At 63.4% G+C, this 1,613-nt stretch carries 1 protein-coding gene; it reads right to left on the bottom strand.

Features of this window, described 5'->3' with window-relative positions; genetic code table 11:
- A partial coding sequence (locus WCA53_RS00200; RefSeq protein WP_423903966.1) for an exo-beta-N-acetylmuramidase NamZ domain-containing protein occupies positions 1 to 1,613 on the bottom strand: 1,613 nt, incomplete at both ends.

The following is a 1,613-nucleotide window of genomic DNA, read 5'->3' as shown; positions in this document are numbered from 1 at the left end:
GTGCGGGCGAAGGTGCGAGCATCGATCCAGGGAGCGCCGAGGAGTTCGAAGGGCGTATCGGTCCCGCGACCAACCGAGATGTTGCTGGTCTCGATGAGGCCGAGGCCGGTGTAGAGCTCGGCGGCGCGCTGACTGCGCAGATTGGGCGATGGATTGATCCAGGTGAGCCCGGTGGAGTCGAACCAATCGCCGCGCTGCCAGCCTTGCATCTTCACACCCGTAAGAGCGGCGTTGATATGGCGCTCGCCGTTGAAGTAGCGCGCGAGTTCGCCAAAGGTCATGCCGTGACGCACCGGCAGCGGCATGTAATTGGTGTAGCTGTCGCTGCCGATGTCTGAGAGCGGCCCCTGCACGAAGGAGCCGGTGACAGGATCGGGGCGATCAAGCACAACAACGTCGATGGCGGACTTCGCAGCGGCTTCAAGGAAGTAGCCCATCGCGGCTTCGTAAGTCCAGTAGCGGACGCCCGCGTCCTGCAGATCGATGACAACAGCATCGAGCTGACTCAGCGATTCCGGCGATGGCCGCCGCTGCTCATCCTTCAAACCATAAAGGCTAATGACCGGCAGACTCGTCGCAGCGTCGGTGGCATTTGAAATATCGGGCTGGTCCTGGCTGCCCTGGATACCATGCTCGGGGTTGAAGAGGGTGGTGAGAGTAAGGCTGGGGTCCGCGGCGTGCGCGTCGCTGGCAAGGACGTCGATGGTGCGCCTCCCCTCCCGATCAAGGCCGGACTGGTTGGTCAGCAAGCCCATGCGAAGATGGCCACCGTGCTTCTTCGCGAGCGCCTGCAAGGTAAGGAATTTCTCGGACTCGAGCACGTCGATGCCGGTCATGACATCGCCATTGCGAGCACCCCAGCGGCGTGCTCCGGTAAGTGACTCGTTGTAGCCGGTGAGCTGAGTAAGCTGGCCGCTCTCCTGCATCCTGATCCCGATCGCCTGCGCGGCCGTGTCGGCGATGCGCGAGCGCAGCACTACGGTATGGCCTCCGCCCGCCGGATGAACCGCATTGCTGAGGATGATCACGTAACTGTCGCTTTGCGGATCGATCCACAGCGACGTGCCGGTAAAACCGGTGTGGCCGAAAGAGCCGACGGGGAAGAGCGTGCCACGGTTCGACGAGAACGCGGAATCGATGTCCCATCCAAAACCACGCAGCGCCGTACCGGTGGCGGGCTGCTCTGGTTCCGTCATCTTGGCAAGGGTGAGCTGGGTCAGCGGGAAGCTGCTCGGGCGGCCGGCGAGACGATCGAGCAGGGCCTGGGCGTAGATGGAGACGTCCGCGGCCGTGCTGAAGAATCCGGCGTGGCCGGCGACACCATCCATGCGGCGCGCAGTCGGATCGTGCACGACTCCCTGCAGCATGGTGCCCGTATTGGATAATGTTCCATCCGCGGTGACGTATTGGGTGGGTGCAATGCGCGAGCGCTTCTCTGTCGGCGGCAGGTACCCTGAGTCGGCGAGGCCGAGCGGAGCAACGATATTGCGCTGTGCGTAAACCTCCAGCGGCATGCCGGAGACGCGTTCCACCAGCGCACCGAGAGCGATGAAGTTTTCGTCGCTGTAGCGGAAGACGACCCCGGGCGGCGCAACCGGTGCAGATTCGAAGAG

The organism is Caballeronia sp., assembly GCF_049581465.1.
Taxonomy (GTDB): Bacteria; Pseudomonadota; Gammaproteobacteria; order Burkholderiales; family Burkholderiaceae; genus Caballeronia.
The sequence above is the reverse complement of the archived record's forward strand: the minus strand, read 5'-3'. Positions and strand labels throughout refer to the sequence as shown.